Here is a 25651-nt window from a genome sequence, read left to right as displayed (position 1 = left end):
AGTAGGAATACTCATGAAGCCTCGCCATATTCCAGTTTTTGATGGACATAATGACGCATTAACACGTTTATGGCTAAGTGACTATCCAGATCCTGTACATGCTTTTATTCATGAACGTTTAGTAGGCCATCTTGATTTAAAACGCTGTCAAGAGGCTGGTTTTATTGGTGGAATGTTTGCGATTTTTTTACCACCATATAGCTATGTGCAACAGCATCATTCCAATAAATTATTTGATCAGAATGCTTCTGATTTTACGCAACAGCAAATTGAACAAATTTGCTTGGAACAACTCGATTTAGCTCACCAACTTGCTCAGTATTCTAAAAATATTAAAATTTGCACCTCGGTTCAAGATATTCAAGATTGCAGAGCAGAGAAAAAGCTAGCAATTGTATTGCATATGGAAGGTGCAGAAGCTTTACAACAAAATCCTGATTTACTCGATGTATTTTATGAAAGAGGCTTACGTAGTATTGGCCCCCTCTGGAATAGACCTAGTCGTTTTGGACATGGTTTAAATGCTAAGTTTCCTCACTCACCTGACACTGGAGCAGGTCTTACTAGCGATGGCAAAGATTTTATAAGACGCTGTGCCAATAAAAAGATGGTGATTGATGTTTCACATATGAATGAGAAAGCTTTTTGGAATACTGTAGATATATTGCAGCAGCCAATTGTAGCAACACACTCTAATTCACATGCTTTATGTCCTCAAGCTCGCAACTTAACTGACCCACAACTCAAAGCAATAAGGGAAAGTAAAGGGATGGTAGGCGTAAATTTCGATGTCGCTTTTTTACGGTCAGATGGACAACGAAATGCAGATACATCGATTGATGTAATTTTGGAACATTTAGAATATTTAATGGATCATTTGGGCGAAGAACATGTGGGCTTTGGTTCAGACTTCGATGGTGCACTTATAGGTACTGAACTTGAAGATGTGACAGGCCTACATCGCTTAATTGAACGTATGCAACAGCGTGGTTATTCTAAAACACTGATTGAAAATATATGTCTTAATAATTGGGTGAGGGTGCTTAATAGAATTTTTGGTCAATAATGAATGTCTAAACAGAGTTAATCTACAGAATCATAACTATTTTTTTATTGGCCGAAATGACTAAAAAAAATACAAACAGTTTAATTGTCAACCATTCGGTATATTCACTACACTCAATCTTACTGAATGTAAGAACATTTGGTATTTCAGGTCTTTTGTGGTTTTCACATCACCCATTTCTTTATGAGAAGTAGAAATGGGTTTTTTTATCCTAATTATATAAACGTGACAGTCATCACAATAATCACTAATTATTGGTAAAAACCCTCAATCCCATCTTGACTAAAAGTTCAGCATTAAATACATTTGTAATATATTTTTAAAGATAATAAGATTGCATAAAGCGATTCATAATACTGCTTAATCCTGAAATACAGTGAAAAGCCTATTCTTTTTAGAATAGGCTTTTTGCTTTGTATCAAAATTTATTTTTCGGGATTATTTTTCTCTTCAATTAACATAAAAAATAAACACCTTACAAAAGCGGAGCAAATCAAAGCCGTTAAATAACAAATTTTATGCTATTAATTTAAGCTAATTTCTCAAAAGTTACTCCGTTAATCGAAGAGGTGCAAAATGTTAAAGTCAATTATAGTATTGGGAACAGGTATCGCGATTGGGATGTGTATGTACAAGAAAAAGCAAAAAAATAGCAAAAGCTTTACCACGGATAGTGATACAGACTCATTGATTAGTAAAGACACTGCTAAAAATAAAGATGATGGTTCGCTGGATAACGCAGTACAAGTTTAGAATTAAATAAAAAGGGTTCAGTTAATGAACCCTTTAATTTTGATTAAAAGTAAATTTTTTAATAAGTAATATTTACATTGAATAGATTAACTTAAAAATAATATTTAAATTAAATAATCACTCAACTATTCATTTAATTATTACAAAAATATGATTAGAACAAAGAAAACACTTTCATTATTAAAATTTACATATTGTATCAGTGCAATCTTTATTATTGTCGATGCGGATAATAAAAAAATGGAGACTAGTATGTCAAAACGCCATATCTTAAAAGAAGTGAATGCTAAAAGTATGTGTGGTATGGAAATCGTTGTCGAACAAATTTATGAAAATATCAATGAAAAAAACTTTATAGACGTTGAATTGGAACAGAGCTGGTTACCACTTTCTAAAATTGTGATTTCGGATAAAGTCATCAATTTAGATCCAGATAATAGCTTTGCTCATCCTAGAACAGGTAAAGTCTTTAAAGTCCTTAATTCTTAATCGTTTTCCTGTCAGTAGACTTTTCATATTTCTAAGTCATTGAGGCGAAACATAGATACGTTTCGCCTCAACCCACTTAACTAAGAATTAATTTTCTTTTTGGAAAATAGTTTCTCTGCGGCTCCCAACACAAAAATAAAGAACACGGGAACAAAAAAGATGGCCAAGATGGTGGCAGATATCATACCTCCAAATACCCCTGTACCTAATGCATGCTGAGTTTCCGAACTTGCTCCAGTTGCAATGACCAATGGGATAACACCACAGGTAAAGTCAAGGGAAGTCATCAAAATTGGGCGTAGGCGTAACTTTGCTGCTGCAACGGCTGCTTCAATTAAAGTCATGCCTTCTTCTTTGAGCATCTTTGCAAACTCAACAATTAAGATCGCATTTTTGGCAGATAAACCAATAATAGTGATAAGACCAATTTTGAAGAAAATATCGTTTGGCATTCCTCTTAACATAATGGCTAATATTGCACCAAAGATTCCTAAAGGAACAACAAGCATGACAGATAACGGAATTGACCAACTTTCATAAAGTGCAGCTAAAACTAAAAACACGACTAACATTGATAAAGCAATAAGAAATACCATTTGAGATTCAGATTGCTTTTCTTGTAGTGAAATGCCTGTCCACTCATAACCAATACCTTGAGGAAGTTTAGCAATTAACTTTTCCATTTCTCGCATCGCATCACCTGAAGATACCCCTATGTTAGGCACTCCAGCGATACTTAATGATGGTCGGCCATTGTAGCGATTATATTGCTGCGGCAACTTATTCCACTGAGGAATCACGACCTCGGATAAAGACACCAGTTGTCCGTTTGCGCCTGCAACCTTTAAACTCAAGATATCTTTTAAATGCATTCGTGATTTTGCATTGGCTTGAACAATAACTTGCTGCATTCTGCCTTGATTTGGAAAATCATTGATATACATCGATCCCATTGAGGTCGAAATAATATCCGAAACAGAAGCAAAGCTTACTCCTAGAGTGTTTAATTTCTCGCGGTCGATCTTCAAGCTAATATTGTCACCTTGAGGTAAACCTTCTGGGTAAACCATGTAAAATTTTTTGTTTTGGGCCGCCATTTCCATAAGCTTTTCTTGGGCCGAAATTAAAGCAGGCATTCCTAAATTTGCTTTGTCTTGTAAACGCAAACTAAAGCCTGAAGATGTACCCAATTCATCAATGGCAGGGGGAAGTACAGACATAGTTGTACCTTCTTTACTGTTTGCCATTTCTGCATTTATGAAGTTGGTATAGTCAGTAGTAGATTTATCACGCTCGCCAAAATCTTTTAAGGTTGTAAAAGCGAGTGCAACGTTTTGGCCAGCGCCACTAAATCCCCAACCCATAATTGAAATATTGCTTTTAACATCCGACTGCTCATTTAAATGGTTTTCAAAATCTTTCACAATTTTTGTTGTACGTTCAGCAGTCGCATCTGAAGGTAATTGGAACGACGTTAAAAACCAGCCTTGATCTTCCTCTGGCATAAAAGCAGTTGGCCAATATTTCATGCCTGCAAAAGTTAAACCTGTAATCACCACAAAAATAATTAAAGTCGGAATAGTATGTTTAACGACTTTAAGTAAAATCGCTTCATATTTTTTTGTGACTTTATCAAAGCTACGATCAAACCATGCATAAAAACCTTTCTTTTGATGATTTGCATCAACAGGTTTTAATAAGGTTGCACAAAGTGCAGGGGTGAGTGTTAAAGCTAAAAATGCCGAGAATAAAATTGAGACTGACATCGTAATGGTAAATTGGCGGTAAATAATACCGACCGAACCACTTGCTAAAGCCATTGGTAAAAATACGGCTGCCAACACCAAGGTAATACCAATAATCGGACTGGTAATCTCTGTCATGGCTTTAGAAGTCGCTTCTTTAGGAGATAGACCTTCGGTTGCCATAATTCGTTCTACATTCTCAACGACTACAATCGCGTCATCGACAATAATCCCGATCGCAAGCACCATACCGAACATAGTTAACACATTAATTGAGTAACCGGTTAAAAGCATGATGGTAAAGGTGCCAAGCAGGGCAATTGGAGCGACAATCGCAGGAATTAAGGTATAGCGAACATTATGAAGAAATAGATACATCACAATGAAGACCAAAACCATGGCTTCAATTAATGTATGAACGACCTTTTCTATCGAAATTTTAACAAAAGGTGCAGTATCGTAAGGAACGCTAAATTGCATGCCTTCAGGTAAATTTACTTTTAGTTCTTCAAGTTTCTGTTTTACCGCATCTGCTGTTTTTACTGCATTTGCACCAGGGCTCAACTGAATGGCCGCAGCTGTTGCAGGTTTACCATTTTCTAAAATCGCAAAATTATATGACTGAGCTCCCATTTCTACATCGGCGACATCCGACAACTTAATATTGGCGCCGCTAATATTGCTCTTTAGACTAATATTTTTGAACTGCTCTACATTTTCAAGCTGTCCTTGAGCGGATAAAGGTATGGTAATTAATTGACCATTAACTAGAGGACGATCACCAAGTCTACCTGGTGCAATATCGATATTATTGTTACGAATCGCATTATTTACATCACTAATCGATAGACCATAAGAAACTAATTTATTTGGGTCTACCCAAATTCGCATCGCTTTTTCAGCACCAAAGGACTGAATTTTTCCGACACCGTCAACACGTTTAAGCTCTTCGACCACATTACGAACCAGATAATCGCTTAAATCGACTTCTGAATAACGATGGTTAGGTGAGTTTAAACCGACAAGCATTAAAAAGCCTGAGGACGATGCCTCTACAGCTAAGCCTTGTTGGCGGACGACTTGGGGTAAGCGTGCTTCAACCGCTTTAATTTTGTTTTGTACGTCGACTTGTGCCATATCCACATCGGTACCGGGTTTAAATGTCGCGGTAATTTCAGCGGTTCCTGAAGAATCCGTTGTAGCACTATAGTAGAGTAAGTTTTTTACTCCTGACATTTCCCGTTCAATGAGGGTAATCACACTATCATTAATCGTTTTGGGAGTAGCGCCAGGATAACTTGCTGTAATGTTCACTTCGGGTGGAGCGACACTCGGAAAGCGTGCAATGGGTAACTTTGGAATACTCAGCACACCAAATAGAATGATAAAAATTGCAATTACCCATGCAAAAACAGGACGGTGAATAAAGAATTGAGACATCATTTAGCATCTCCTTGCTTCACCGTATTTTCTGTTGAGGCCGCTTTCCATGCTGAAATTGCTAGTTTTTGGTTGGGCTGGATACGCTCTATACCTTCAACGACAACTTTTTCGCCTGCTTTCAGCCCTTTATTGATGAGATAAAACTGCTCATATTGTTGCCCTAACTCTACTGAGCGAACATCTGCGCCACCTTTGGCATTCACTACATAAACTTGAGGATCGCCATTCATATTGCGCTGAATAGCTTGTTCTGGCACGAGTAAGGCCTGAGGAACCGAAGCACGCTCAATATTAACGCGGACATACATACCCGGCAGTAATTTTCTTTCAGGATTGGTCACTTCAATACGAATGGTGACATCCCCAGTTTCAGGGTCCACATTAATATCTTCAAACAGCATTTTTGCTGTAACATTATAGGGCTGTCCCAAACTATTCAAAATCTGTACAGCTTTTTGATTGTTGGCAGACAACTCACCACTTTGTAGAGCCGCCTGTAGGCGCTCATATTCTCCAATAGACTGCTTTACATCGACATAAACGCGGTCAATTTGTTGAATGGTCGCCATAGTATTGCTATCAGCCTGACTAACCAAAGCGCCTTCTGTTACGAATGATTTACCAATACGTCCGGAAATCGGTGCTCGCACTGTCGCATACTGTAAATTAAGATTTTGTCGAGCTAATAATGCTTTCATTTGAGCAACATCTGCAATCGCTTGTCGATATTGCGCTTCGACATTACTTACTTCTTGCTTGCTAATCGCATTACTTGGTAAAAGTTGCTGATAACGCTCAAGTTGTATTTTTAAGCGGTTTACTTCTGCTTCAGCTTTATTTAAACCCGCTCGATTACTATTTACATCAGCCTCAAATGTTTCTGAGTTTATTTTGTATAGAGGTTGTCCAGCTTTAACTTCACTACCTTGAGCGAATAAAACTTTTTCGATAATACCGCCAACTTGAGGACGAATTTCGGCAGTTCTGAAAGCGTGAACGCGCGCCGGTAGATTTTCACTAAAGTTAATAGACTGCGGTTGAATTGAAATAACGGTAACCTTAGCCGTAGATACATGTGTTTGATCACTTACTTGTTCATTGCCACAGCCGTTTAACACAAAAACGAAAGATAAAACGAATGGAACTAAAAAATGCTTTTGCACTTTTATAACACCTAATGGACTTCTAGATGCTGGCATTATTTTTGATGTGTGTGTAACCAAAATCACGAATATGTGGAAAAAGTGTGGAGATCTATCAAAAAATACGCGTATGATAAATCAAATTTTTCCCACGTCTTATTGCTATGTTCGAGTCAACCTTTACGTTTAATTGTCAGGATAAGCTTATTCTTGTTGTAGAAGATGAATATGATATTGGCGATATTATTGAACATTATCTTAAGCGTGAGGGTATGCGTGTTGTACGGGCTATGAATGGTAAGCAGGCAATTGAAATACACGCAGCGCAGCCTATTGATCTGGTGATTCTCGATATAAAAATGCCGGAACTGAGCGGGTGGGAAGTACTGAATAAAATTCGGCAAAAAGCAGCAACACCAGTCATTATGCTTACGGCTTTAGATCAAGAAATTGATAAAGTCATGGCTTTAAGAATTGGAGCAGACGACTTTGTCGTAAAACCCTTTAACCCAAATGAAGTGGTCGCACGTGTACAAGCAGTACTAAGACGTACTCAACAAAACCAGCAAACTCCTAACCGAAATCTGATTTATAAAAATATTGAGGTGAATACCGAAATTCATACTGCTTACATCCATTCGGGCGATCAAAAACAAACACTCAATTTAACTCTAACTGAGTACAAAATTTTATTACTGATGTTACCGCATCCTCATAAAGTCTTTACTCGTTCAGAGCTCATGAATCAGTGTCTACCAGATCGAGATGCATTAGAACGTACGGTCGATAGTCATGTCAGTAAGCTACGAAAGAAAATAGAAGATCTGGGTTTACGAAATATGCTCATCAATGTTCGCGGTGTAGGCTACAGGTTGGATCATCCACATGAAAAATAAAACGGGCATTAGTAAACAACTGATTATTGCACTGAGCTTTACCAGTCTAAGTGTTACGCTGAGTTCGCTAATTTTAGGTTATGGCACCTACTATGTTGCAATTGAAGTAGGGCTTATTTCTCTCGAAAAGCTGAAAGAAAGTGATGAGTTTTTTCACTATCTAGATGGTATATGGTTATTCGCCGTGCTTCTATTTGGCACAGCATTATCAATTATTTTAGGCATCAAGCTTGCTCAACGCTTTATCGTGCCTATTAATCTATTAGCCGATGCAGCTAAGAAAATTAGTCATGGGGATTTAAGCGCACGAGTTGAAAAACCGACGCATCATTCTTCTGAAATTGGTGAGCTCATGGATAATTTTAATGATATGGCTCAAAAACTGGAAGCCTCAGTTGAAAATGCTCATGTCTGGAATGCCGCAATTGCACATGAGTTAAGAACGCCAGTCACCATTTTGCAAGGTAGGTTGCAGGGGATTATTGATGGTGTTTTTGAAGCTGACCCTATTTTATTTAAAAACTTACTGAATCAAGTAGAAGGTCTTTCAAACCTAGTCGAAGATTTACGTACATTGAGTCTTTTTGAAAACCAACAGCTTAGACTTAACTTCGAAACGATTTGTTTTAATGAAACTGCTCACAAAGTCGTGCACATGTTTGAAGAAAAATTAGAAAAAGCTCAGCTTAAAGTCATTTTCGATATTGAAGCGCCAAAAGTTGAGTGTGATCAACGGCGAATTGAACAGATTTTAATTGCTTTACTGGATAATGCTACACGTTATGCAAATCCGGGAAAGTTAATTGTTTCAACGAGACAAGAACAAACTAACTGGATTCTTGAAATAGAAGATGAAGGACCAGGCATTTCAGCTGAGCATCGTAAAGATTTATTTAACCCTTTTTTCAGGTTAGAACAATCAAGAAATAAAGAGTTAGGCGGCACTGGGTTAGGTCTTTCGGTTGTACAAGCCCTTGTCATTGCCCATAAAGGTCAAGTCGATTATTTAAATCAACACTCACATAGCATTTTTAGAATAAGCATTCCTCAATAATGATCGCTTTTGTACAACCTTTAACGCTTTAATTAAGAGAAATTGCATTTCATGACTCGTGATTAACTAAAAAATAGGATAATTTGTATATAAAATTTTTAAGTAAATACTGATTTTTTATGATAATTGAGATAGAAACCCATCCACTTGAGCCATTTTTACCTGAAAATGCCCGTTTATTAATGTTAGGCAGTTTTCCACCGCCACGTAATAAATGGAAGATGGATTTTTACTATCCCAATTTCCAAAATGATATGTGGCGTATTTTCGGTTTGATTTTTTTCCAAGACAAAACTTACTTTTTAAGTGAAAGCCAAAAAAATTTTAATGAAGAACGTATTCGAAACTTCTTGATTGAAACTGGTATTGCAATCTTTGATACCGCTTATCAAATTAAGCGGTTGAAAGGGAATGCCGCAGATAAATTTCTTGAAATAGTAACACCAACAGATCTTGCAGTTTTACTTCAGCATATTCCTCTATGTCAAACCATTATGACCACAGGCGATAAAGCAACTGATACTTTAATATCAGTTTTACCAGAGCACACCGAAAAACCGCTTATAGGAATGTCTACCTCGACTTACTTTGCAGGACGTAACATCAATTTATACCGCCTACCATCTTCTTCTAGAGCATATCCATTAGCGCTAGAGAAGAAAGCAGAGGTTTATCAAAAATTCTTTAAAGAGATAGGCATTTTATAAGTAAACTTGAAATGCTGTTACATCATCCATTCAACTGGCAAATATGAAACAGCTTTAATCATGGTACGTTGGAAAAGGCTCGTATCTGGGTCTTTTTCATATTCAACAATCTTTCCATTCGACTGATAATCTAACCAAACAATTTTGCCTTCACTATTTAACTTAAGCTGGTAAGCAACTTGAGGTAAATGCTGATCGAGCATGACTGAAATTTGCGCTTGTAATTGACTCGACTCGATAACAAGACCGACCTCTGTATTTAAGTAGGTCGAACGCGGATCAAAGTTAAAAGAACCAATAAATACTTTACCGTCTACATCAAAAAACTTGGCATGTAAGCTCGATTTATTTTTACCTTTTGCAGGGATCACACTTCCAGTCACCACTTCATACCAAGTTCTGCGTCTGCGTTCTAAAAAGGGCTTAAACTCAAATAGTTCTACACCACTTTTGAGCATTTCGACTCGATATTGACTATAAAAGGCATGCACAATTGCCACATCATTTGCAGCAAAAGAGTTGGTTAAAACCCTGACTTTAACACCTTGCACCTTGAGTTGTTTTAAATAATAAGTGCCTTGTTGGGTAGGAACAAAATAAGCAGAAGCTAATTCGATATGCTGCTTTGGTTCACCCATAATCTTTAGGACTTGCCCATAAAGCATTTCTTCTTTAGCGGCCAGTCCTAAGATTTTTTTAGGTGAATCAGCAACAAAATATGCTTTTGACCATTGGATTGGATAGTGCTCTAAAAGTTCTTTTAAATAGCTTTGAGCATCGTAAAGCTTATCTTCAGTTTGAGTATGATTCTCACTTTCATGAATTAAATCATGGTAGTGCTGCCTTAGTGTTTGCAAATGGTGAACAGCACATGTTCCCACTAGCTCAGTAGCATTTTGACTTAAATCACTTTGCCAAAAATCATTAAAGACAGACTGTGCATGTTGTACGGTATGTCCATAAAATAAAATATCTAGATCTGTAAACTGAAATTTACTACTTGCGTCAAAATACTCACTACTAATATTTCGACCGCCTGTTACCGCAATCACGCCATCCGCAATAATTAACTTATTATGCATGCGATGGTTTACTTTTTTGAACCGAAAAATATAGTCTAAAATTCTTAAATATCTAAACTTGTATGGATTGAATAATCGAATTTCAAAATTGGGGTGGTGGAGAAGGCTTCTAAGAACTCCATCCAGCTTTACTCCATTTTGATCGTCAATGAGTAACCGAACTTTTACGCCACGATCTGCCGCCGTTAGTAACTCGTGCAGCATTAAGTTTCCAACAAAATCATTTGTCCAAATATAATATTGTAAATCGATTTTTTCTTTTGCATTTCTAATTAGATACATACGAGAAGCGATACTGATAAAGGCATCATCTAATGCCACAAAAGCAGTCAGTCCTTGTTCTGTTTTTTTTGTAGCTTGCTCATCATTCAACCAATTAAAGCTATTCGTCACTATATCATTCTCATCAGGGTCGTATGTACCGTTATACGAAGGTGTATGTGTAAAGCCCCAAGCATTTAATGCCATACTACTATACTGCTGATAAATTTGATTAATCATGTAAGCTTTTAAAGTCGCATCCAAGATAAGCACATCACAGCATTTTTATATTCAATTTATATGTCAAAATTCATATTAAACGTTATAAATACATTCTGCCAAGCCTCAACGCTAGCAATTCTTTATTTTTATAGAGATATATCTATTTAAAAATATAAAGTTAAATTTAACCCTTTTATGCCTAATGCTATATTCAACATTATTTTTTAAGGATGCTTGAGATGAGTCACGTGGGTTCTTGTCTATGCAATGAAATCAAATTTTCAGTTACTAAGAAAATAAACACGGTCTATCACTGCCACTGTAGTCTCTGCCGTAAACAAACTGGAACGGGGGCAAATGCAGCAACATTAGTAAATAAGGATAAATTTGAATGGTTATCAGGTTTAGAACTTGTCCGTACCTATAAAAAAGAAACAGGCTTTACATCTTCATTTTGCAGTCAATGTGGCTCACCAGTACCTAACTTGGTAGGCACTACTGATTTTATGTGGATTCCATTAGGTTTATTAGACAAAGATATTGTTGTTCTAAAAAAGCTTAATTTTTGTATAGTTTCAAAGTCAAATTGGGTAAACACAGTAGATGCAGATGAATCTTACGATGAACTTCCAACTTTAAATGAACTAAACATATTGTTTGACTAAAGAATTTTTTAAAAACGAGACTTAGTTGGCATTAAATTTAATTTTTTCGGATGGTTATGCTTGCAGGTTTCACAAAAACACACTAATTACAATTGGCAGTACAACAATTACATTAGAAAACATGATATCTATCATACTTCCTTAAAGGGCTGAGTGAGTAGCTTAATAATAAAAGGGAGAAAATAGAGATGCCACAATATTTAATCATCGCTGAGAATGTATATAAAAAGATTGAGGACAAAAATTTATTTTCAGAAAGCTCGGCAGAAAACTTAAATCAATTAGTTGGTGTAATTCGTAATGAAATTAAAGGCACCAAATTTAAACTTAAATACAATTTTATAGATTTTGAGGAATGCCTAACCAAGCCCTTAGAGGAATGTGCCATTAAGTTAGACATGAGCCTTATGCCTAAATATAAAAATAAAGACGAATATATACTCTGGCTTGCAGGTTTTATTGAAAGAATTACAACAGGAGGTGAGGCAAAGCTTCCACCAATCTCAAAATTTATTCCTCCAGACTATAAGTTTAATTATGAGGAACCACCCAAAGTATCATCTTCTACACAAGATGGTGGAGAGATGATCATTAATTATTTCAAATCAGATGCCTTTAATAAAATTATAAGCCAAGAAAAATAAGTACATAAAAAATATAGAAGTGATCGTCCACTACACTTCTATATCTCGCTGTAAATTCAGCAACCGCCTACTGGGGCGGTTTTTTAATTTTATTCACCTTATTCATAAAAAATATATTGTTATAACTTTTCACAAAAGTTTGCATAACGCACAGAATCAGTCTCATTGGCCTAAAAACAGATACAACCTTCAATGTTAATTTTAAACTTACTTAACTATCATTTGGAGATAAGTATGTTCAAGGCTATGTTTTTCTTTAGTGCTGGTGCTGTTTTCGGATACTGCTGTAAACACAAGGAGGATAAAGCTAAAGAGGAGAACTCATCAAAATAAGCGAAGTGTATTCATAAAGAACTTACTACTGAGTTGGTTTTTTATAAGGAGGTGTCTATGCTCCACAACCTTAGACAGGTTTTCTGTATTCATGTCTGGGAATATGACTTTGATATTACTCATGACGAAATTAAAGAATGCAGAAAATGTGGGAAAATTCATAAAATCAAGAGTTTCCCAAAATTGACTTAAGATGTAAATTTTTTACTTTTAGTCTTAAGTGAATATTAAAAATTAAATAGGCTCAACATTTTAAATATTGAGCCTATTTAATATAAAACTTAATTAATTACCCTTAAAAGAGATTAAAGAATACCTACCAATTTAATCAGAATAAAATCCCAAATAAATCACATTTTAAATCTATAAAACAGTTATATTGCACATAACTTATCAATTAAAATTAAAAATACAGAAACAATTTAATAAAAATTAAAAACTTATTTTTATAGCTTTCAACTTATACTTATATTTTACAAATAATTAATAAGGAGATAGAAATGCCAAAATACTTACTATTAGCAGAAAAAATTAATAAAAATATTAAAAGTTCTTATTCAAACAATCATTTTAGAAATTTAAATAATCTTATTTTAGAAATAAAAAAAGCTATTGCAGGCACTGAACTAAAGTTTTTATATAACTTTGTGAACTTCGAAGGTGTTGTTATTAGTGTAAAAAATGAACTCCCTATTAAGCTAGATATGAGTTTGATTCCAAAGCATAAAAGCGAAGATGACTTCATTTTATGGTTGGCAGATTTCATTGATCGAATCACTATCGATACAAGCAAAAATCTCCATTAAAAGAAACAATTGCAAACTCTCATCTTTAGAAAAATTTTTACACCAAACTACAATAGCTAAAGTATTTAAGGTTCTTGTCTAAGAGCTGAATTCATATCATGTCGAACTCTGCTGATGTTTTCATAAATGACTTTACGCATTCGGTTTACTGCGCCTAATGGTTTATGCTCAGGTAGGGCATGCCACGGTGTAAAAGACAGATTCTCACAAAACTTATTTTGCTCGGGTGTGTCAAAGTTCTGCTTGGGAATATGAATAGTTGCTACTTGATAGAAAGGAGCTGCTTTTTCATCCCATTCTGTCATTGAGTCTTCTACCAACATTTGATTTGAAGTTCGTGGTTGAATAAGAAATTCCATACAAGCATCTGTACTTTGCAAAGTTTTCTTTAAAGCTTCTCTTAAAAAATCATGACTAGGATTCTTAGGTAGATTGTTTGGCTGCATTGAACAAGCACGTACTGAATATTTAACTGCTTGTCGATCATTGCCAAGTCCTAACTGATAGGGAACCATAGACCAATAACGTACGTATAATGGATTTGCAATTTGTGAATTACGTGCTCCAAGAGCATTCATTGTTCCCTTAAAACCTAACGCAAATGGAATGTGAAGTTTTCTGACCATATTATGGCTATTCACGTCATTCATAAAAGAAAGATATCGTTTAGCATCATTCGCAAAAAAGACTGGATGATTAATCATAATAAAATCTTGAGTGGTTGCTTGCTTTTCACTTTCTAAAATTTTCTGTCCAGACACACCTAAAATTTTTATTGCTATGCCACGTGCATCTTTTTTAATGTCGGCATTAGAGGCGTCATTTGAAGCATTAGAAAAACGAATCCAGGCTTGATAACTTCGATCTGGAAAAAACATTCCTTTAGCAAACTGGGCAGGTATATTTTTTGAGACATGAAAATCGGCACGAACACAACCATGCGCCTTAGGATGTGCATCACGTAAAGCATTTCCAGCCGTATACTGTTCCCGAATTGACTTTTCAATGACTTGAGCTATGTTTTGAGCGAGCAACTCTTCGTTAGGCTGTATCTTTTCTCCTAATGCTGTGTCGATCTCTGGATAAGAGTTACTTTCCGAAAAGGTCTTTGCGGGTGACGTTGTGTTGGAATATAAAGTTTCAGTACAACCTGATAATGCAAATACAAGAGGAGTAAATAAAAACAAACCTTTAAAATTTATAGGCTGTATAAAATTTTCCATTTATTAACTCCTCAGTGTAAAAATATTTTAGGATAATATTAAGATTTCATGTTTAATTTTATTTTGAACTTTATGAAAAATATAAACTGTAAATAATTTAAACGTCATTGTTACTTATCTGAACAATAACATAGGAATTATTATTTAATATAAAATCTCTTAATACATTAAGAGAATGTAGACATGATAAATAACTCACAGAATGTACAAAATAATACTAATACATCACCTCGCCCAATCACTCAGAATACACTTATTGATCGGTTTAGCCCTATTTATTGGAGAATAGACGGCCCGCAAACGATGTCTTTCGCCATTACGAACTATGGAAATGGTTTTGAAGCATCTTTTAGATCACGTATGACAAATGATTTGGTAGGAATTACTTGGGATTCTTATGACACTAAAGATCATAAATTTTTAGCGTATCAAACCAAATATAGCTATGCAGGGGTGGTTTGGGACTTCGATATTGAGTTATCTGCCACGATGCCAATGCTTAACAATCCAAGTTTAACGCCCACTTTAACGGTGTACTATAATGAAAATGGCGTAAATAAAATTGCATATATTGTTCTATTTAATTACGCAAATAATCCTTCCTCGCGAACGGCGCATATTCGTATTAATTGGGATACAGTAAAAGCAGGCTTCTCTGCTACAGATAGCTTTCCAGTAACCAATATTCAGCGAATCTCATTTTCTGGCTTTACCAGTGACTATAATGGTCAAACCGCTATACCTTTAAGTCAACCAAAAGATGGCTACATTCGCCTCATTAACTCCGTTGTAACTGGAACAAATGCAAAGTTAAATTTGAGCCGTGTAGTTGTGCCACAGCACAACTATGGCATCTGCACCAGCTATGATGACCACTATGACTTAAATCCTCAGCGCTTAGTCAACAATATGGTCGCTTTGGGATACCAGGGTTTTGTTAACCACTATTGTGGGATGTCGCATTATCCAGAAATGACATGGAAAAGTGATATTAATAAATGGCAGATACCTGATACGTTGGTGACAGGCGAGGCGGTCGTTAACTCATGCACTCGTAAATGGCATGAGAAATATGCTCAGGCTTTGCATAACGCCAGTTTGCAACCCATTTTTGGGGTAAGCTTTGAAATGTATTCCTTGGGCGCAAATGAATATTGGGCACAGCGTGACTGGAACAGTAATTTAGGTAAAACAGGTTACCAACCACCGAGCTATTTTTTTAGTTTAAGTCATCAGAATGCTTTGGCATATCTACATAAAGTCTTTATTGAGTTTGCAGATACAATGGTAGGGGGTGGATGCGATGTAAATATGCAGATTGGTGAACCTTGGTGGTGGTATAACACTGACACCAATCTACCTTGTGTGTATGACTACCCAACAAAATTGGCTTTTAATGCGGATACAGGATTATATGCACCAGATTTGGGTACTATTTATGAGGCAATGAATAAAACAGGAACGCCATATGATGAGTTTAAAACATGGCTTAGAAATAAATTAGGTCAAACCTGTCAAAATATTCGTACCGTGATCAAAGCAAAATATTCTACTGCCAAAGTTAGTCCTCTTATTTTCTTTCCTTCCATTCAGTCCCCAATTCAGACATTAGCTACTTATATTAACTATCCAAGCCAACATTATTCATATCCTAATTTTGATTACATGATGACAGAAGCTTATGACTGGTTGCTAGAAGCTCGCTTAGACTTGGCACATCAGGCAGTTTCCCAAATACCTATACAAGGGTTAGGCTATCCTGCCAATAAAGTCATTTATTTATCTGGTTTTGTTCCCGATGCCTCTATTGCTTATATCTATGGTTTTGATAAAACCAAGCCATATCGAACACCCATTTGGCAACGAATTTTTGGTGACATGAAAAACAATGTTTCTTTAGGGTTAATGAAGCAATTTATCTGGGCATATCCACAAGTTATGTATGATTCAATTACGATTGATACCACTCAAGCTCCAAATGGCTTCTTTATTGAAAATACGCTTTATTCTCCAATTAGTGATAACACACCATATCCACCAGATATTTACCTATAAGTAAAAAAGCTGCTTATAAGATAATGATTTGATAAGAAACCTCTTCAAGTAAGAGGTTTTCTTCTTTTTTAAATGTAGGCTTGCTTAGATGTATCTGACTGGCTATGCTGTGATGGATTGTCATGAAAGCCAATTTTAATTTAAGCAAAATTAAGCTCTTGTATTAGAGATATATAATCTATTTTGCTCGACTATAAATACCGAATGATTTAAAGGAAACCCAAAGATGAAATCTCGTGCAGCTGTCGCCTTTGCCCCAGGAAAACCTTTAGAAATTGTTGAAGTTGATGTTGCACCACCTCAAGCGGGTGAAGTTTTAATAAAAATTACCCATACAGGGGTATGTCATACCGATGCTTTTACATTATCTGGCGATGACCCAGAGGGTGTTTTTCCTGCCATCTTAGGTCATGAAGGCGCAGGTGTTGTGGTTGAAGTGGGTGAGGGCGTAACAAGCGTTAAACCTGGTGACCATGTGATTCCACTTTATACGGCTGAATGTAAAGAGTGTTTATTCTGTAAATCTGGAAAAACCAACTTATGTGTTGCGGTACGTGCTACTCAAGGTAAAGGTGTAATGCCGGATGGAACCACACGTTTTTCATATAACGGCGAACCGATTTACCATTACATGGGTTGTTCAACCTTTAGTGAATATACGGTAGTTGCAGAAGTCTCTTTGGCTAAAATCAATCCTGAAGCGAATCACGAACAAGTTTGTTTACTTGGATGTGGTGTGACAACTGGTATTGGCGCCGTGCATAACACAGCAAAAGTACAAGAAGGTGATTCTGTTGCCGTATTTGGTTTAGGCGGTATTGGTTTAGCTGTTGTACAAGGTGCACGCCAAGCGAAAGCAGGACGCATTATTGTCGTAGATACAAACCCAGATAAATTTGAACTTGCTAAACAGTTTGGTGCTACCGATTTCTTAAATCCAAAAGATTATGACCAACCTATTCAGCAAGTGATTGTAGAAATGACAGGTTGGGGCGTAGATCATTCATTTGAATGTATTGGTAACGTCAAGGTTATGCGTTCGGCTCTAGAGTGTGCACATCGTGGTTGGGGACAATCCGTTATTATTGGTGTTGCTGGTGCAGGTCAAGAAATTTCGACTCGTCCATTCCAGCTAGTGACAGGCCGTAAATGGTTAGGTACTGCTTTTGGTGGGGTAAAAGGCCGCTCACAACTTCCTAAAATGGTCGAAGATGCTATGAAAGGTGAGATTCAACTTGAACCTTTTGTAACGCATACAATGCCTCTACAAGACATTAATACCGCTTTTGATTTAATGCACGAAGGTAAATCAATTCGTACTGTCATTCATTTCTAAATAAAAGAAAAAAAGGGCTGTGATTCAGCCCTTTTTTACCACTTATAGTTTTATATCTTAAATAGCATTACCACACATGTCTGTTGTGCCCTGAGGATAGTTAAACTGTAATGCATTACGGTCAGTAATGAGTTCACTAGACAACTCTTGCCCAAATAACTGATTAGAATATATTGATAAACCACTTACTACATTAAAACTTATATTTTCAAGTGGAGCAGGTAAAGTAGATTTATAACCTTGATCAACACCATTTACAATAAAACCGACCTGCCCATTATTCTGGTTAATATATATTCCTAATCGTTGATATTCCTGTGTATTATTTGTCATGTTCTGGCTTTTGTAGTAGGAATGATCAGGCCCACTATTATCGCTAAGACGATAATTTACAGAATAAATTAACATAGGAGGGTTTTCACCAAAATCTGGATCATAACTTCCCATATCAAACCCATAGCTTGATCTAACTGTATAACCATTATCTGTCACGCCCGTAAAATAAATACTAGACATATACGTATTGTTTTCAAATCCTGAATTAACAAGTTTTATTGTTGGTATTTTAAGTTCTATTTCTAATGCGATAATACCAGTATGAGGAAGTGTGAAATCTCCAATGTCATTAGACGAATTAAGACTAGCTTTACTTCTAGCTACATAATCTATGTAGCCATACTCACTTTCTGGCCTAGGTTCTACTTTAAGACTAAATTTTTGGCCTGCTATCGATGGGAATATCTTCAGAGGAACATATCCAGGATTTTCATTACTCCATAGATCGAAATCTGCTTGAGTCGCGTCAAAATTGTATTTGCAGACTGGAGCAGAAGAGTTAAGGGAGGTAGTTTGAGCTAAGAGGGTTTGAGACGCTAATTTTTCATTCTTTGTAGTCGATGAAATGCTTTTAGATGATACTTTTTGGCTAGCCTGATTAGGCGTTACTGTATTGGTATTATCAGAAGATACCTCATACATTGCCCAACATAATGTAATTGCACTAACAGCAACTATACCTATTTTTTTCATAAATATTCCTATTAAGTTAAGTATTAAATTCTTTGAAAGTAGTGATAAAGTAAAATTTATTATTAATATTTAAAATTATTGGGTTTAAAAACTATTGAATATGATTAATCATATTCAATAGTTACAGTAGCCATTGCACGGACCTTACCAGCAGTCACATTTGTTGCTGTTTGATAGTAGCGGGCAGTCATCGGTACGTTATATTGAATTGTCTGGTTAGAAGACAATGTACCTAGGGCTAATTTGTCACCTTTTTTGATGACTTGATTCTTATTTTGATAGTTCCAGAGTAACTGTACACCTACGCCGTTTGCTTTTTCAGATGTCGGAGCAGTATTTGCGAGTACCTGAGTGTTTGTTCCGTCTTGGGTAAAGTCATAAGTTAAACTAATGAGGTTTTTCTCTTCGTAGCCAGTAGGGTTGATACCACCATTACATAAGATGTTCATATCAAAGGTTAGTTCGCCTTGAGTAGAACCAACGCCTTTGAACCCAGCTTTTGTAACGGTTGGAAGCTGTACAACTTTATTAATATTACCCTGGATTTCACATGAAGAAGAAGCAATGGTAATCGCATTACCATTAACAGTACTGGTTAAAAAAGGGCGGTTCATATAACCACTTACATAGTATCGACTATATAAGCCAGGAACTAATGTGCCCGAACCAGTCTGTTCAGCTGTTTTCACAATTTCGACAACAAAATATCCCGAAGCAAGAAAATAACTCGTACCTGGTGTCACACTACGACTATATGGATAATACCCTGAAAAGTTAGTTGCATTTTCAGCTTCACGATATAAGCGAATACCAATCCCAGGAATATTCGTAGAATAAATACTGTTACCGAGTGAGCTTAAAGGGTAACTTTGAGTTAATACCGCTGTAATACTATCACTATATGACGTGCATTTGGCTGTTGAAGCCTGTCCAGTTGAGTTGATTGGAAAAGTTGCTTTTCTTAGAACCTTTCCAACAGGATCACTTGGTCGAACAACAACTCGTCCAACAGCCATTGATATATCAACTGTGCTGAATCCAGAACTGAGTGTACAGTAAGCATTGGCTTCACCATATACACCAAGGCCGGCCGTAAATAAAAAACCTGTTAATAATATTCTTTTCATTTGCAGACAGCCTCAGTCATTACCATGCTTTGTTGCTTATTTTGCAACTGATTACTGATGTTGTACTCAACCGAACAACGCTCATTGCTTTCGTCGCCCCATTTTACATAGAGACTATCTTGAGCAAGTGGGGTACGTAAGTAAATCATACTACCTTGTGCAACAATACCTACAGCTTCATCTTTTTGGTTAAAGACTTGAGCTCCAAATGGTAAACTGTTGCCATCAGCAGTTTTACTATTAATGTAGACTGCATAACCTGTCTTAGTCGCAAAATCCACTTTCGCAATTGCGCCAGCAAAAGGTGCGATACGTTGACTTGTTTCTTCAAGCTCTACTTGGCTCGACATTTCTTGTGGGTCAAGCGTAATATCGTTTAGGCGATAAGGTGTAACATACGGGATAACCGCATAACCAGCTTTATTTACGCTTAAACCAACGGTATTATTAACTTTTGCTCCAGCTGCATCAGGTGCATGTACAAGTACCATTGTTTGGCCTTGCTCAGGTCCAAATAAAATACCATCTGAATGTGCAACCACACTACCACTTAAGCTAACCATTGCTTGTTGGTAAGAGTCAGCAATACTATAAGAACCACCAACAGTTGCATAGTTCGTACGATAACGACCATTAGCGTTAAATGTTGGATTTGCATAGTCTTGATGTGAAACAGAGGCACCATAACTAAAGCGATCGCCAACCATTCCGCTTGCGCCAACAGTACGGCTATCTTCAGAAGCAGTAACGTTGACGTTGACTGAATTCTTTTTAAAGTTAATTGGGAATGAAAGCGTCATTAGATATTCAGTATCATGCGTCGCATCATTTGAACCGTACTCAACCTTACGGTTAATTGCAGATAAACCATAAGTTAAACCATGGTAGTTATTGCTATAACCAATTTGGTACTGTTTAGTACTTTCGCTACGGTTCCAATAGTCAACCCACGAACCTACTACATAGAAGTTACCCCAACCTTCAGGAAGTCCTTGGTTTAAAGTAATTTGGAATTCACTACGCTGGTGGCCCGCAGCCGCATAAGTGTTTACACCTTTTTCTTCTAAATCACGAATAAGTAGAGCATCACGTAATTTATAGAAGTTTTCTGTCGAGTAACGATATGCAGCAAGAGTTAAGTTTGTGTTAGTCGGAGAAATTAACTTACTATAGCTTAAACGGAAACTTTGCCCAGATTGTGATGACTGTTTTTCAAAGTCGGCTTCAGAGTGGGTCACATCTAACGCAACAGCACCAATTGGTGTAGCAAAAGCAGCACCTAACAATACAGCAGCATAATTTTCTGTAGCTTGTATGCCTGTATAACCTGTTAGGTAGTTGTTAATACCTTGTTGGTATTTACCCTGAACTACCCAAGGATTAAGGTCAATATCTTGATCTCGGAACTGACCTACAGTCAAAGAGTAACGGTTTACACCTGGACGCAACATTTGTACAACTGAAGCATATGGAACCGAAAATTTTTGTACTTGACCATTTGCTTCAATAATAGAAACTTCAATTTCCCCACCAAAACCAGTAGGGTAAAGGTCATTAATCTCAAAATTACCTGGTGCAACAGTTGTTTGATAGATAAGTTGGCCTTGTTGACGAACTTCAACTTTTGCATTGGTTTTTGCGTTACCACGAATACGCGGGGCGTAACCTAACATACTATTTGGTAGCATTCGGTCATCACTTGAGAAATCGATACCACGATAACCAATAGAGTCAAATACTTCGCCGTTTGTAAAACTATCACCTAGCGTTAAAACACCACGGTATTTAGGGAAGGCTCTTTGTAAGTATGTACTTGTTTCTTGATAATCTGATTTAGATTGATTTTCAGCAGGGGTATCTTGCCACTGCCACTGGCCATTATGACGTAATTGCCAACCAGCAATATTTAAACCAGCCGTAACGCCCATAAATGCGTTTGTTGTTTCACTTTGATCATTCGACTGATTAAATGTTTTATAAGCACTACCACTATAAGACAGAAAACCAGCATTGATACCACGATCCCATACGCTTGGATCGACATAACCTTGCGCATTTTTTTGCAAAGCAACTTGCGGAATAGAAATATCTACACGTAAACGAGAGGTATCAAACTCATAGAATGCATTTTCAACCCACTCTTCAATTTTATAACAACTATTATTTTCTTTTTGAAGGGCAGTATGTTTAGACAAAATGTCTTGTTTAACGCCGTACTCAAGTAGGTTTGTTCCTGTGAAACAGGTTACTGCATTTTTATTAGGGTCTAATGCTTTAAAGACCATACGACGTTTGCCAAACCATTGACCATTTACATATACGTCAACGTTATATTCGCCTGGTAAAACAGGGTTTCCATATTTAAAACGAGAAATATCAACTTTTTGAGCATCCCCAATTAAAAAAGCAGAATCAAATTCAGCCTCTACTGGAGCACTCGTAGTTGTTTCTTCAGCATGCACGACTACAGGCATTGTCATTGTGACAACACCAGAAGCCAAGTAGTAACAAATATGGCGTTTTAATAATTTATAAGATTCTTGCCTTTTTTTTGGCATAGCTAAGTCCGCCTACACATATAGGTGCTTAAATTTATTAAAAAGATAAATCTGATTACTGGAGTTTTATCGGGTGCTCAACGCGACCACCGTAGTCATTAACATTAATAAAACTCATATCTTGAAGGTTGCCATTCTTAAGTTGAACTGACGCTTCAGAAAAAGGCTTAATCATTAGCCCTTGAGGTAATAAATCAACTTTTTTATCACCTGCCTTTTGGTAAACAGAAGTCATAGTGATATGAAAAGGGGTAGGATTTTTTACCGTTAAACTTTGACCAGATTTAACCCATTGAAGCTTATCTGATGCTAAATTCGCGTCTTCTTTAATCGATGAAGGACGATAGAAGAATTTAATCCGTGAACGAATTGCAAGTTGTAAGAAGTTATCAGGTGTCGTATCTTCACTTTTTGAAGTAGGTCTTGGTGGAATATCTAAAATATTCAACCACAGAACTGTTTCTTGCTTCTGATTTAACTGAGAAGCATTTGGTAAAGCTGTAATACGAAGAGTCTGACTTTTCGTTGCTTCAACACGAGAAATAGGAGGAGCAATCATAAAAGGAACTTTTGATTGGTCCGGTGTACTTTTTGGGTCACCTTCATCAATCCAAGCTTGGACAAGTGCTGGCTTTGAACCGTTATTGCTAACTTGTAGCGTAACTTCTCTAGCATCTGACGGGTAAATTACACGAGTGCCATGAATTACAATTTCTGCTTGAGTAGCAGGTGCAATAACTGCTGAAGCAAATGCTAAACCTAACAAAAAATTATAACTGTTCAATTTCATTTTCGAGTTCTCAACCAAGAAAGATTCAGGAAAGCGTTACACAAAACAGGGTTTCCATGCGGACATAGAAACCCCGCTACCAATTAATTATTGATAGATAATTGTGTATTGAACAGAAGTAGTTACTTTACCAGCAGTAGAAGCGCCAGTTGCATAGTATTCAGCGTAGTAGTTAAGGTCAGCACCTGCGCCATCAGCTACGTCAACCCATTGAGAGTTAGCTTGAGCACCGTTTGCACCCGCAGCAAGTACTGGGATGAAGTTGTTGTTGCTACCTAAAAGTTGAACGTTAACGTTTTTAGCACCAGTAGCGTCTTGGTTAAGTAAACGACCAGTATTAAAGTCAACAGTTGCACCTGGTTCGAAGTAAGTAGCTACTTTACCTTGTGAACAGTTAGCTAGGTTGATTTGGAAAGGAGTACGACCAGCAACATCCCCAGCAACAGCTAAAGTTTGTTTAGAAACAGTTGGAAGAGTAACTGTGAAGTCTTTACCAGCAGGGGTAACGATGTCACAAGTTTTGTCTGTAACTAAACCATTAATTGTAATTGTACCATCAGCAGCTTGAGCATTAGCAATCCCTACAACCGAAAGAGCAGCGATCAAAGCAAGTTTTTTCATAGTGTTTTCTCAAAAGTCTGGATAAAAGTTTATTTCCTTACTTTTCCAGTGTTTGACATCTTGAAAAGTAATGCGGCGATCTTAACACTTATTAAACAAAATGCAAACTAGATCACATTATTTTTTCATAATTTTAATTCAATCACATTTATTATTTGAGATGTATAGCCGCTATCAATAGCCTATACCATTGTTTATGAACATTTTTTTGTTTTATAAAAAAGAAAAGCTATGAAGAGAAGCAAGTTACATAAGAACACGATGTAAATAAAAAAGAATTAAACAAATTATGTGAAAAATAAGCTTAAATTCATAGAATACAATTATATAGAATAAATTATGCATATGTATACAGAAAAAATATACAAATAGTCATTTTTTATAAAAAAAGAGTGACTCATCAATCAATTCATCAAAACATGCGACGAATTAGACAAATCACTCTTTCATCAAACTTACTGCAGAAATAAGTTTGGATATTAATGGTAATTAATAAGCACGACTTTGTGGTTAGAACTTATGCTCTCAATGCTTGTGTCCATTTTCTCAGTATGTTGAGCTAATTTAAAAAGACTATCTTTATTTAAATATTCACTATCAAGTTTAATATTTAAATTATTTACCTCAACACATTCTATCTCGCTATGTTCTCTTGAACATGTATCTTCAACAATATTTCCTCTTATCATTATTGTGTTACTTGCATAACAAAATAGTGTGTAAGAGGAAAGCACTATCAAAACAAGAAGTTTAAATATATTATTTTTCATTTTATATACCTATTTATAAAATAGTTTATATATATTTGATACCTTATTTTTAATTTAAAAACAATCATTAATCTTTAAATAATAAAAAATTATTAATTTATACGTGATATAAATCACATTAAATACTTTAAATAATGCAATAGTTATAATTTCTAAAAATTTATTAATAATAAAACCACCAAAACAATATTAAGTTATTGTTATTTTTAAAAATTTAAAAAATAATGATTAATAAAAAAACAGACTGCAAATTAAAACAGCATGATATACATTAAAATATTTAATAAAAATATAATTCATTTTTTAATTTAGAATTTATATTTCAAAATTATTACTGAGAAATAAAATATAGATTTTAATAAAAATGTGACTAAATATACATTATTAAACTAATCTGTAATTTGCTTTATATTGCGGATTTGAGCATATCAGAGCTAATAAATTAGAATTTAGCATAGACTTTAAAGATTTTAGGAAAATGGTCTGGCGAAATATAGTTTTAATTTCTAGGAGCTCTAGGTAGAGAAAAGCTCAATAAAAATCAAACAAGCGATTATTAGCCAAACCTAATCATAATTTCTATTTAATTAGATTTTATGAATCCTATTTATTATCCATCAATAGCAACGTCAGAAGATGCTAGTGCTGAATTTAATTAGAATAAAAATTCATTCCACATAGCTAAAAGTACCGCAATAGCTAGAAAGAAATAAGCACTACAAACAAATGAAAGATAGCTACCAAGCTATGGGACAATATTGAATTATACAACTGTTCGTATAATGTGATGCACAGATTATGTTACTAAGCCCCAGTGAGAAGATTACGCAGTCT

The 25651-nt window shown here is 35.8% G+C and carries 21 protein-coding genes; 11 read left to right on the top strand and 10 right to left on the bottom strand.

Annotated elements, in window-relative coordinates:
* The first annotated feature begins 13 nt into the window (after positions 1-13).
* The 3 genes from ACTJJG_RS10350 (at position 14) to ACTJJG_RS10340 (ending at position 2308) form a co-directional block, all read left to right on the top strand.
* Positions 14-1066 carry a dipeptidase gene (locus tag ACTJJG_RS10350; RefSeq protein ID WP_032057589.1) on the top strand — a complete coding sequence of 351 codons (1053 nt, stop codon included), beginning with the start codon at positions 14-16 and terminating at the stop codon, positions 1064-1066.
* 576 nt (positions 1067-1642) lie between these two features.
* Positions 1643-1819 carry a hypothetical protein gene (locus ACTJJG_RS10345; RefSeq protein WP_002113575.1) on the top strand — a complete coding sequence of 59 codons (177 nt, stop codon included), beginning with the start codon at positions 1643-1645 and terminating at the stop codon, positions 1817-1819.
* Positions 1820-2071: 252 nt separating this feature from the next.
* Positions 2072-2308, top strand: coding sequence for a hypothetical protein (locus ACTJJG_RS10340; protein WP_016806236.1), 237 nt, complete (start codon positions 2072-2074; stop codon positions 2306-2308).
* A gap of 80 nt (positions 2309-2388) precedes the next feature.
* On the opposite strand, the gene ACTJJG_RS10335 is transcribed toward ACTJJG_RS10340, so the two are convergent.
* On the bottom strand, positions 2389-5496 hold the full coding sequence (locus ACTJJG_RS10335; RefSeq protein ID WP_372552509.1) for an AdeB/AdeJ family multidrug efflux RND transporter permease subunit: 3108 nt from the start codon (positions 5494-5496) through the stop codon (positions 2389-2391).
* Positions 5493-6659 carry an efflux RND transporter periplasmic adaptor subunit gene (locus tag ACTJJG_RS10330; RefSeq protein WP_032057592.1) on the bottom strand — a complete coding sequence of 389 codons (1167 nt, stop codon included), beginning with the start codon at positions 6657-6659 and terminating at the stop codon, positions 5493-5495. Before ACTJJG_RS10330 ends, ACTJJG_RS10335 begins: the two co-directional genes overlap by 4 nt.
* Positions 6660-6802: 143 nt before the next feature.
* On the opposite strand from ACTJJG_RS10330, the gene adeR reads away from it, so the two are divergent.
* From adeR to ACTJJG_RS10315, 3 genes are all read left to right on the top strand, one after another.
* Entirely contained in the window at positions 6803-7534 is a 732-nt protein-coding gene (gene adeR, locus ACTJJG_RS10325) for an efflux system response regulator transcription factor AdeR (RefSeq protein ID WP_002113657.1), read from the top strand.
* Entirely contained in the window at positions 7524-8588 is a 1065-nt protein-coding gene (gene adeS / locus ACTJJG_RS10320; protein ID WP_032052128.1) for a two-component sensor histidine kinase AdeS, read from the top strand. Before adeR ends, adeS begins: the two co-directional genes overlap by 11 nt.
* A 119-nt stretch (positions 8589-8707) precedes the next feature.
* Entirely contained in the window at positions 8708-9295 is a 588-nt protein-coding gene (locus ACTJJG_RS10315; RefSeq protein WP_032062255.1) for a uracil-DNA glycosylase family protein, read from the top strand.
* Positions 9296-9312: 17 nt separating this feature from the next.
* Here ACTJJG_RS10315 and ACTJJG_RS10310 read toward each other — a convergent pair whose 3' ends face one another.
* Positions 9313-10902: a phospholipase D family protein gene (locus ACTJJG_RS10310; RefSeq protein WP_233752335.1), complete on the bottom strand. Its 1590-nt coding sequence runs from the start codon at positions 10900-10902 to the stop codon at positions 9313-9315.
* Between the two features lie 188 nt (positions 10903-11090).
* On the opposite strand from ACTJJG_RS10310, the gene ACTJJG_RS10305 reads away from it, so the two are divergent.
* From ACTJJG_RS10305 to ACTJJG_RS10295, 3 genes are all read left to right on the top strand, one after another.
* Positions 11091-11525 carry a GFA family protein gene (locus tag ACTJJG_RS10305; RefSeq protein WP_080631095.1) on the top strand — a complete coding sequence of 145 codons (435 nt, stop codon included), beginning with the start codon at positions 11091-11093 and terminating at the stop codon, positions 11523-11525.
* A gap of 188 nt (positions 11526-11713) precedes the next feature.
* The gene (locus ACTJJG_RS10300) at positions 11714-12169 is read left to right on the top strand and encodes a hypothetical protein (protein ID WP_069119739.1); all 456 of its coding nucleotides are present in this window, start codon (positions 11714-11716) and stop codon (positions 12167-12169) included.
* A gap of 833 nt (positions 12170-13002) precedes the next feature.
* Positions 13003-13308, top strand: coding sequence for a hypothetical protein (locus tag ACTJJG_RS10295; RefSeq protein WP_069119741.1), 306 nt, complete (start codon positions 13003-13005; stop codon positions 13306-13308).
* Positions 13309-13373: 65 nt separating this feature from the next.
* On the opposite strand, the gene ACTJJG_RS10290 is transcribed toward ACTJJG_RS10295, so the two are convergent.
* Positions 13374-14531 (bottom strand): catalase family protein, encoded by a 1158-nt coding sequence (locus ACTJJG_RS10290; protein WP_069119743.1) that lies wholly within the window; start codon positions 14529-14531, stop codon positions 13374-13376.
* Between the two features lie 183 nt (positions 14532-14714).
* Between ACTJJG_RS10290 and ACTJJG_RS10285 the strand changes: the two genes are divergently transcribed.
* Both ACTJJG_RS10285 and ACTJJG_RS10280 read left to right on the top strand, forming a co-directional pair.
* Positions 14715-16586 carry a non-contractile tail sheath protein gene (locus ACTJJG_RS10285; RefSeq protein ID WP_032057600.1) on the top strand — a complete coding sequence of 624 codons (1872 nt, stop codon included), beginning with the start codon at positions 14715-14717 and terminating at the stop codon, positions 16584-16586.
* Positions 16587-16812: 226 nt separating this feature from the next.
* Positions 16813-17922: an S-(hydroxymethyl)glutathione dehydrogenase/class III alcohol dehydrogenase gene (locus ACTJJG_RS10280; RefSeq protein ID WP_002113559.1), complete on the top strand. Its 1110-nt coding sequence runs from the start codon at positions 16813-16815 to the stop codon at positions 17920-17922.
* A 57-nt stretch (positions 17923-17979) separates the two neighbouring features.
* On the opposite strand, the gene ACTJJG_RS10275 is transcribed toward ACTJJG_RS10280, so the two are convergent.
* From ACTJJG_RS10275 to ACTJJG_RS10250, 6 genes are all read right to left on the bottom strand, one after another.
* Entirely contained in the window at positions 17980-18951 is a 972-nt protein-coding gene (locus ACTJJG_RS10275; protein WP_440608938.1) for a DUF4882 family protein, read from the bottom strand.
* A gap of 104 nt (positions 18952-19055) precedes the next feature.
* On the bottom strand, positions 19056-20078 hold the full coding sequence (locus ACTJJG_RS10270) for a fimbrial protein (protein ID WP_440608937.1): 1023 nt from the start codon (positions 20076-20078) through the stop codon (positions 19056-19058).
* Positions 20075-22636 carry a fimbria/pilus outer membrane usher protein gene (locus ACTJJG_RS10265; RefSeq protein ID WP_032070684.1) on the bottom strand — a complete coding sequence of 854 codons (2562 nt, stop codon included), beginning with the start codon at positions 22634-22636 and terminating at the stop codon, positions 20075-20077. The genes ACTJJG_RS10270 and ACTJJG_RS10265 overlap by 4 nt, the downstream gene beginning before the upstream one ends.
* Before the next feature lie 55 nt (positions 22637-22691).
* Positions 22692-23426: a fimbrial biogenesis chaperone gene (locus ACTJJG_RS10260; RefSeq protein WP_032070685.1), complete on the bottom strand. Its 735-nt coding sequence runs from the start codon at positions 23424-23426 to the stop codon at positions 22692-22694.
* Positions 23427-23513: 87 nt separating this feature from the next.
* Entirely contained in the window at positions 23514-24047 is a 534-nt protein-coding gene (locus ACTJJG_RS10255) for a fimbrial protein (RefSeq protein WP_002113678.1), read from the bottom strand.
* A 479-nt stretch (positions 24048-24526) separates the two neighbouring features.
* The gene (locus tag ACTJJG_RS10250; RefSeq protein WP_032057606.1) at positions 24527-24817 is read right to left on the bottom strand and encodes a hypothetical protein; all 291 of its coding nucleotides are present in this window, start codon (positions 24815-24817) and stop codon (positions 24527-24529) included.
* Positions 24818-25651: the final 834 nt, after the last annotated feature.

Origin of the sequence: Acinetobacter sp. 22512, from assembly GCF_052044755.1 — a bacterium.
Classification (GTDB): Bacteria; Pseudomonadota; Gammaproteobacteria; order Pseudomonadales; family Moraxellaceae; genus Acinetobacter; species Acinetobacter pittii.
The sequence above is the reverse complement of the archived record's forward strand: the minus strand, read 5'-3'. Positions and strand labels throughout refer to the sequence as shown.

What these genes read in the sequence shown, in the direction of transcription:
- ACTJJG_RS10350 (WP_032057589.1), top strand. Translation starts at nt 14, where the DNA reads ATGAAGCCTCGCCATATTCCAGTTTTTGATGGACATAATGACGCATTA.
- ACTJJG_RS10345 (WP_002113575.1), top strand. Translation starts at nt 1,643, where the DNA reads ATGTTAAAGTCAATTATAGTATTGGGAACAGGTATCGCGATTGGGATG.
- ACTJJG_RS10340 (WP_016806236.1), top strand. Translation starts at nt 2,072, where the DNA reads ATGTCAAAACGCCATATCTTAAAAGAAGTGAATGCTAAAAGTATGTGT.
- ACTJJG_RS10335 (WP_372552509.1), bottom strand. Translation starts at nt 5,496, where the DNA reads ATGATGTCTCAATTCTTTATTCACCGTCCTGTTTTTGCATGGGTAATT.
- adeR (WP_002113657.1), top strand. Translation starts at nt 6,803, where the DNA reads ATGTTCGAGTCAACCTTTACGTTTAATTGTCAGGATAAGCTTATTCTT.
- adeS (WP_032052128.1), top strand. Translation starts at nt 7,524, where the DNA reads ATGAAAAATAAAACGGGCATTAGTAAACAACTGATTATTGCACTGAGC.
- ACTJJG_RS10315 (WP_032062255.1), top strand. Translation starts at nt 8,708, where the DNA reads ATGATAATTGAGATAGAAACCCATCCACTTGAGCCATTTTTACCTGAA.
- ACTJJG_RS10305 (WP_080631095.1), top strand. Translation starts at nt 11,091, where the DNA reads ATGCTTGAGATGAGTCACGTGGGTTCTTGTCTATGCAATGAAATCAAA.
- ACTJJG_RS10300 (WP_069119739.1), top strand. Translation starts at nt 11,714, where the DNA reads ATGCCACAATATTTAATCATCGCTGAGAATGTATATAAAAAGATTGAG.
- ACTJJG_RS10295 (WP_069119741.1), top strand. Translation starts at nt 13,003, where the DNA reads ATGCCAAAATACTTACTATTAGCAGAAAAAATTAATAAAAATATTAAA.
- ACTJJG_RS10290 (WP_069119743.1), bottom strand. Translation starts at nt 14,531, where the DNA reads ATGGAAAATTTTATACAGCCTATAAATTTTAAAGGTTTGTTTTTATTT.
- ACTJJG_RS10285 (WP_032057600.1), top strand. Translation starts at nt 14,715, where the DNA reads ATGATAAATAACTCACAGAATGTACAAAATAATACTAATACATCACCT.
- ACTJJG_RS10280 (WP_002113559.1), top strand. Translation starts at nt 16,813, where the DNA reads ATGAAATCTCGTGCAGCTGTCGCCTTTGCCCCAGGAAAACCTTTAGAA.
- ACTJJG_RS10275 (WP_440608938.1), bottom strand. Translation starts at nt 18,951, where the DNA reads ATGAAAAAAATAGGTATAGTTGCTGTTAGTGCAATTACATTATGTTGG.
- ACTJJG_RS10270 (WP_440608937.1), bottom strand. Translation starts at nt 20,078, where the DNA reads ATGAAAAGAATATTATTAACAGGTTTTTTATTTACGGCCGGCCTTGGT.
- ACTJJG_RS10265 (WP_032070684.1), bottom strand. Translation starts at nt 22,636, where the DNA reads ATGCCAAAAAAAAGGCAAGAATCTTATAAATTATTAAAACGCCATATT.
- ACTJJG_RS10260 (WP_032070685.1), bottom strand. Translation starts at nt 23,426, where the DNA reads ATGAAATTGAACAGTTATAATTTTTTGTTAGGTTTAGCATTTGCTTCA.
- ACTJJG_RS10255 (WP_002113678.1), bottom strand. Translation starts at nt 24,047, where the DNA reads ATGAAAAAACTTGCTTTGATCGCTGCTCTTTCGGTTGTAGGGATTGCT.
- ACTJJG_RS10250 (WP_032057606.1), bottom strand. Translation starts at nt 24,817, where the DNA reads ATGAAAAATAATATATTTAAACTTCTTGTTTTGATAGTGCTTTCCTCT.